Genomic DNA, 5424 nt, shown 5'->3' on the forward strand with positions numbered 1-5424 from the left:
AACGCCCTCACTCAGCCCTTGGCGGCAGACCGCCCGCCATGCTTTATTGGCTGAGAAAAGACGGAACCCAACCCGATCAGCAGGTGCAACGAGTAGCTTAATTTATGCCAGATCCTGTCCAATGATCGGGGAGTAGCTCAGATCCATTGCGCGCTGTGCTTATGATTTTTGAAGCCATCCTTCTTTTGAGCATATGCTCTCTCGGCGGCTTCTTTGAATGTCAGCTTTGAAGAGGCCCGATGGCTTGCTCGCTTTTCTTCGTCGCGAACCATGATCGGATCGCGTCCTTCATCAATCAACTGCCAATGCTGGATCGCAATCGTCCGGATTTTCCCAAGTGAGATATCTGGGTAATTTCCAAGCCCCATATCCCTTCGTTTCCCTGTCACAGGAGAGGTGAACCTCAGTTCGTACTTTCCGCGTCCATCGAGCTTGCCAGGGATCAAGCGAAGCCCTTTGACGCCCCCAACCGGAACAGCTTTTCCGCCTGCCTTTAGAGCACGTGCTTGTGTGTCGGTTAGCTGCTTAACCATCTCTCAGCCCCACTTTTAGCCCCACATTTGAGTGGAGCTACCTGCAACGCTGTGAGACTTCCGGAAATCGAACTATCCGTCAAGATAGTATAAATAGGTGCAAAACAAGAATGACAGAATGTATCTGAACCCCACAGAGATCTTATAATGGCGGTCTGTCTCTCCGCCATTTACTTTGGCAAGCCAAGGTAATTTACTCCAAAAATTCAATGGCTTGCTGGAAAGATCGCTCCCCCTAGGGGATGGCGTCGATTTGCTTTGCTACACTTTTTGCTACACAATTTTCAGCATTTCCCTCAGGCATTCCCCACAAGCTCCCACTATATCGTGTGCGTAAACGTTCGAGCTTGACCTCGCATTTTAGGCGCACCTCCTACCCTGCCGCACTGCATATGCTCCTGAGCGACGCGCGTTCGCTCTCAAAGACTAAAGTCTTTTAAACTGGGAAAGCGGACAGGGCACCAGCCTGAGCGTTCTACTCTACAAATGGTGATCCACAGGCACGGCGGCGTCCACATGATCGAGGATGCCTTTCGGATCGCAGCCGATGGCGCGGCAAATGACGATGAGCTCTACGGTGTCGATGCGGCGCTCTCCGCTTTCCACGCGGGCAATCATGGACTGATGGCACTTTAGACGCTCGGCCAGTTGGGTCTGGGTCAGCTCTGCCGATTGGCGGGCCTTGATCAGGGCGTCGCACAGGGCTGCTTGGCCCGCGCTGCGGATTGTCTTGCTCATCCCTGTCCCCCGAGGCTGTGCTGGAAGCTTGGATAAATCCGGAAAGTAGATTGTCTAAAATTCAGATCGGTTCGACGGAGTATCCACATGCACCCAGACCTCGAGACCCAGCCCCTTGCCCAAATTCGCTTGGCGACCTTGCAGGCACAGCGAGACGCGCTGCCGAGTTTCTGAAGGATCCGAGGGTGCTGCCCCTCTGTGAGCTGATCCTCAATGGGGTGACCTCCTACGAAGGGGCGGTGCGCCTGATGTCCGAGGGCTTTGCAGAACGTGACTCGTTCACGGTGCGACTGGGACCGTTGGCGGGACGGACGATTGTGACCTTTGATCCCAGTCCCGAGGGGCAATCCTGGTTTGATGATCTTCGGGAATGGAAGCATGACCTCTTTGTTGCAGGGGTCACGGATCTGGTGACCGACACCTGCGTCGTGGAGTACGGCTATGGTGTGGCAGCCACACGGACAATGGTGGAGATCGCGCTGGAGATCGGAGATGGAGCGTTGCTGAAGCGGCTGGTCGATCCCGCCGCGCCTTTGGGCGTGCGTCAAGGGTTAGAGATCGAAGAGCGTGTGACTTCAGAGGTTCGCAGAGAGGCACTGGAGAGGTGGCTTGGGGAGGTTGTTCCTCGAAGCGGTGCTGCCATTGTCGATCTTGGCGGGGTTCTCAGAGGGTTTCCTGCGCTGGTAGAGTGACCCCGAGATGCGCAGTTCTTTTTCGAAGAGCGTCCTGCGCGCCCGATGATTTTACCGACCCTCTTTTTCAAAACCATCAAGACTCCTCGAACGGGCCCGTTCGGAGCTGACATGGTGGTTTTATTGAGACGGTTTTCGACCCTCTTTTTCACAAGCGTGTAGGGTCGAGCGGGAGAGATTTTGCGCCCTCGCTCAGGTTCCAAGACTGCAAATGTGAGGGGTGCGCGGCGTGAGGCTGTGCCTTCAGCGAGAATGTGAGCGGCGGGACCTCAGGGTCGGACGTGCGTCAAGGCAACCACATTTGCGGGCCTTGCCTGTGGCTCTGCTTTGCGGCGTTGCTGCTCCCGCAGGGCCTTGGCCCGGGCCAGAGGCCCGTTTGCCTCGGCCCCTTGGGCGGCGGCCAGTTCGGCCTCGAGCCGCACGAAGATCGGCGTGAACTTGGGTTGGTGTTCCATCAGCATCGCTACCTTCAGGAGAGCCGCCTCGAGCCGCGCCACGGTGATCTCCGCGCCCTTCGGGGCGGGAGGCCGGATGCGATCGGCAAAGTCGGTCCTGTCGCGCGCCATGGCGTGCGTCTCCTGTCGCCCCGTGCGGGGCGCCGCAGGGGTCTTGGCTGATTGGAAGATCCCCAAAGGCGGGGCATGACAGGACGCTAGAAATGTGAGCCAAGGTGACGCAATGCCGAATGTCCGATTGGATTTAGAATTATGTGGATAACCACCCTAAATTGCGCGATTCTCTTACAATAGTAGTGATTTGTTTCGAATAACTAATTCGCATAATTCAGAAAGATGTGGATAACCCGATTTACGTCTTGAAAGTTACAAGCCGCAACGACCACCTTGTTAGGCATGTAAGTCATTGTACAGGGTTGTGAGTATGTTGGACGCAGATGCTGACGTTAAGAAGGGGAAGAAGAAAGGCCACAAGATCCATTTGACGGATGCAGAATGGATGGCTTTGAAGGACGCCGCGAAGTTACAGGGTCTCTCTGCAAGCCAGCTTGTGGCGTCATGGATTTTTATTCGGAATGAGAAACCGCCAGCGCAGGTGATCCCGGATCAGCTTATTCAGGAGCTGGAAAGCGCAATTCGCCAGAACGCGGATATGCACCTCGCGTTTCATGATGGCATTACCCCAATTCCCACGACGCTCGTTTCGGCACTCTGGGCCAATACCGCAGCTCTGAATGCCGTGCTGGAGCGTCTCGGAAAATGCTGATCGGCTGGTACAAATACGACGCCTCTGATCCGGTTGGACACGGGATCGTTGCGTACTTTCTCGCGCCAACTGTCGGAAAGTCGGTCGAGGGACAGCGCCTCCAGCTCACGCGTGAACCAGCACCGGAGCTCCTGGCTGGTGACCCAGAGCAGATCCTGCGGTTCCTGAAGCGGTTGACCTTCAAGCGGCGGTTCAGCGCGATGACGATGACCTTTGCCGAAGACGATGTGCCGGTGGCAGCCTTCAATCGCGGTGACCGCGCGCAGCGGGACAAGGTGGGCAAGGCCGTTACCGCTGTGCTGGAGCTGGCCTACCTGCACATTCCGCCGGAGCAGCGCCCTCCGGTCCTGATCGGAACCCATACCCATACGGGGCGGCTCGAGATCAACATTTTGCTGCCCAAGGCGGTGCTGGCAGGCCACGGGCGCTATCTGTCATGGAACCCGTGCCCCCCGACGCCGCGGCACCGCGCGATGTGGGACCTGCAGCGCCAACTCATCAATGCACGGCTCGGGTGTGCCGAACCCACTGATCCGCGCCGGACCCAGTGGGTCAGCTTTCCCCCGTGGTTGAGCAAAAGCACCGCCGAGCTGGCGCGCCATAGTTTGGCCTCGTCCAATATGGCCATTCTGGAGTTCGGACAGCAGTTGGAAGAGCTGGCGCAAAGCAACGCTATTCCCCATCGCAAAGCGCTGCGGCGGCATATGCGCAAATTGGCGCGCAAGGCGGGCTACCGGATCGGGCGCCCGAATGACAAATCGATGCGCTTCGATGCCATTGATCCGGTGCGCACAGAGCCGAAGCGTTTCGTTTTCAAAGGGCGCCTTTTTGAGGACCGCCCCTATGCGGTGGTGCGCCAGGATCAGGCCGCCTTCGATGCACGCTTTGTCGCGCAAGATCTCGAAGACCGCCTCTTTGATCTCTCTGAAGACTGCGAAGAAATGACGGCGCGGAAATATGGAAAAGATGGCTGGGATCTGTGGCCCTTTGATCCGCTTCATAGCTTTGTCAAAGGACAGGAGTGTATCGCGTGGCAACGGGCACATGCTATTGAAAACGCTTCGACCTTTCCCGAAAGAAAAATCGCAAAATCCCGCAAGATCCACCTACCGAAGCCGCCGATCTTGCAAACCCTGGTCGCACGACTGAGTGCCCTCGCGGAACTCTTTCAGAACCAGCTGGCCACGCGCCGGATCGCGCAGGTAATCGCATCCCATCGTAACGACTTCCAAACCACCAAACAGACCTGGAGAACGCTTCGTGACCGTATCGACCGACTTACAGAGCCTGAGCGCCATGCTCCTCGAACTTCGCACCATGATGGACCGCCTCGAAGCCATGCTGGAGCGCTCAGAGGACGAGACCCTCTCGGATCGCCTGCAGGAGATCGCGGACGCGATCCTCGCCTCGAACGCCTACTCTCGCCAGATCGTGGAGACGCTGTCGGGCGCCCTGATGCAGCAGCAGGACCTGATGCGCATGGCCGCGCAGATCGACGCCATCCATCAGAACCAGATCCAGATGACGCAGTGGCTTGGACAGAGCCTCGAGAAGGCTCAAGAGGATGGTTGATTAGGAACTGGCTCGCGGGAGACCGACCGCAGCCAGAACCCGGGGATCGGCTGGAGTTTTTAGTGGAAGAAGGGGTGTGCGGTCAGAAAAGCGCATCGCGCTCCGGATCGAACACATGGGTGCCATGGGCAATAGCATACTGCCGCTCGGGCGTCAGACCATAGCGGTAGTAGTCACGCACCCCCAGAATGTCTAGCACCACAAGATCAGGCGTCGTGGCCACTTCCGCTTCGCTGACTGGGTCTTCGACCACAACTTCGTCGTCGCCAAGTCCCTCGGTCAGGAAAAACGGTTCTGGCTCGGGCCAGTGGGTCATACGCAGGCCGCCCTGTCGCAATCTCGGCGGGCCCTGCATATGGTCTGGGACACCGCAGTCTGTGAGGCGCTCCACATGGCCCAACCGCAGGAAACTGCGCAGATCGACAAACGCCGAGAACATGATCGGAGCCGTCGCGGGATCAGGAACAGACCGCGTTCCTTCGGGAACAGTGCCTTCGAAAAACTGGATGAGTTGGCCCAGTCGTGGACGGTTAGTGTCCGAGCACGTGGTGTAATTTCCGCACCGCCAACGGTGTAATCCCGGGTGGCCATCGAGGTGTATGGTCGAGGTGGAGTTTGACCGCTTCAACCACGAACCACACGGAGACCCCGATGACCAAAACCAACAT

Annotated in this window: 8 protein-coding genes; 3 read left to right on the forward strand and 5 right to left on the reverse strand. The window is 57.6% G+C overall.

Features of this window, described 5'->3' with window-relative positions; genetic code table 11:
- Positions 1 to 137: 137 nt before the first annotated feature.
- Together AB9K37_RS00180 and AB9K37_RS00185 are read right to left on the reverse strand one after the other, a co-directional pair.
- Complete coding sequence (locus AB9K37_RS00180; protein ID WP_369835063.1) at positions 138 to 533, reverse strand: integrase arm-type DNA-binding domain-containing protein; 396 nt, start codon at positions 531 to 533, stop codon at positions 138 to 140.
- A 480-nt stretch (positions 534 to 1013) separates the two neighbouring features.
- Positions 1014 to 1271: a multiprotein-bridging factor 1 family protein gene (locus AB9K37_RS00185; RefSeq protein WP_369835064.1), complete on the reverse strand. Its 258-nt coding sequence runs from the start codon at positions 1269 to 1271 to the stop codon at positions 1014 to 1016.
- A 185-nt stretch (positions 1272 to 1456) separates the two neighbouring features.
- Here AB9K37_RS00185 and AB9K37_RS00190 point away from each other — a divergent pair, with 185 nt between their 5' ends.
- Positions 1457 to 1963 carry a hypothetical protein gene (locus tag AB9K37_RS00190; RefSeq protein ID WP_369835065.1) on the forward strand — a complete coding sequence of 169 codons (507 nt, stop codon included), beginning with the start codon at positions 1457 to 1459 and terminating at the stop codon, positions 1961 to 1963.
- Between the two features lie 269 nt (positions 1964 to 2232).
- Here AB9K37_RS00190 and AB9K37_RS00195 read toward each other — a convergent pair whose 3' ends face one another.
- Entirely contained in the window at positions 2233 to 2460 is a 228-nt protein-coding gene (locus AB9K37_RS00195; RefSeq protein ID WP_369835066.1) for a hypothetical protein, read from the reverse strand.
- A 382-nt stretch (positions 2461 to 2842) separates the two neighbouring features.
- On the opposite strand from AB9K37_RS00195, the gene AB9K37_RS00200 reads away from it, so the two are divergent.
- Positions 2843 to 3184 (forward strand): hypothetical protein, encoded by a 342-nt coding sequence (locus AB9K37_RS00200; RefSeq protein ID WP_369835067.1) that lies wholly within the window; start codon positions 2843 to 2845, stop codon positions 3182 to 3184.
- Between the two features lie 434 nt (positions 3185 to 3618).
- On the opposite strand, the gene AB9K37_RS00205 is transcribed toward AB9K37_RS00200, so the two are convergent.
- Positions 3619 to 4221, reverse strand: a complete 603-nt coding sequence (locus AB9K37_RS00205) for a hypothetical protein (protein WP_369835068.1) — start codon at positions 4219 to 4221, stop codon at positions 3619 to 3621.
- 223 nt (positions 4222 to 4444) lie between these two features.
- On the opposite strand from AB9K37_RS00205, the gene AB9K37_RS00210 reads away from it, so the two are divergent.
- On the forward strand, positions 4445 to 4756 hold the full coding sequence (locus AB9K37_RS00210) for a hypothetical protein (protein WP_369835069.1): 312 nt from the start codon (positions 4445 to 4447) through the stop codon (positions 4754 to 4756).
- Positions 4757 to 4838: 82 nt separating this feature from the next.
- Here the strand turns inward: AB9K37_RS00210 and AB9K37_RS00215 are convergent.
- Positions 4839 to 5424, reverse strand: a 586-nt coding sequence (locus AB9K37_RS00215) for a hypothetical protein (RefSeq protein ID WP_369835070.1), incomplete at its 5' end; no start/stop codon positions are given.

The organism is Donghicola sp. XS_ASV15, assembly GCF_041224595.1.
In the GTDB taxonomy this organism is placed as follows: Bacteria; Pseudomonadota; Alphaproteobacteria; order Rhodobacterales; family Rhodobacteraceae; genus Donghicola.

Bases quoted from the DNA above. Each gene is read 5' to 3' on its own strand.
- AB9K37_RS00185 (WP_369835064.1), bottom strand. From the start codon at position 1,271: ATGAGCAAGACAATCCGCAGCGCGGGCCAAGCAGCCCTGTGCGACGCC.
- AB9K37_RS00200 (WP_369835067.1), top strand. From the start codon at position 2,843: ATGTTGGACGCAGATGCTGACGTTAAGAAGGGGAAGAAGAAAGGCCAC.
- AB9K37_RS00180 (WP_369835063.1), bottom strand. From the start codon at position 533: ATGGTTAAGCAGCTAACCGACACACAAGCACGTGCTCTAAAGGCAGGC.